Annotated in this window: 1 pseudogene; it reads right to left on the bottom strand. The window is 50.6% G+C overall.

Features of this window, described 5'->3' with window-relative positions:
- Positions 1-704: pseudogene (locus tag CRP01_RS42715) on the bottom strand (hypothetical protein); the annotation flags it as partial.

The following is a 704-nucleotide window of genomic DNA, read 5'->3' on the forward strand; positions in this document are numbered from 1 at the left end:
TAGAAATCAGCCTGGTAGCCACCGTAGTAGTCGTAGCATGGGTCCGGATCGTCCATAGTCATTACGATCACCCATACATCTTCGTCACCTGGTTTGCCGTCGCAGTCTTCGTCGCGGCTCACTACCACCGGATCAGAGATCCCGTCGTACTCACACCAGTTGATTACAGAGTAAGTGCGGAAAATTTTGTAGCACTCGTCGCCACTGGCAGAGAAGAAGTCATCCTTCACGCTTACGGCCAGCAGATCGCAACCCAGTTCTTCCGTTTCGATGGAATCAACTTCCGGCGTACCGCAGTTAGCTTCCGCATCTTTCGGGAACTTGATCTTGTATTTGTGCTGCTCTTTGATCGTCACTACTTGCTCACACTTGTTCGTAGAAGTCAGACCTTTTGCGTCAGATACCTGGAAGCGACGTACGAAAGTTCCGTAGCCACAATCATTCAGGTTGTCCGTCAGCGGATCCAGTTCTACTACCGTGTAACCCGGGCAGTTGTCAGAACCGGTGGCTTCGCCGAACAGTTCAGTCATTTGCTCAGAGTCAGTTGGGTCAAAGTCGAATGGCAGTTTGTCACAATCAATATATGCAGGCAGCGGCGGTACACAGTATGCAGGCAGTTTGTCTTCGATCAACAGATCCATCCAGCATACGTTGTAGTTGTCGCGTACATCAGCAGCGTCGTATTCGCCGCAGTAAGCTTTTTC

The sequence above is a fragment of the Flavilitoribacter nigricans DSM 23189 = NBRC 102662 genome (genome assembly GCF_002646595.1).
GTDB classification, from domain to species: domain Bacteria; phylum Bacteroidota; class Bacteroidia; order Chitinophagales; family Saprospiraceae; genus Flavilitoribacter; species Flavilitoribacter nigricans.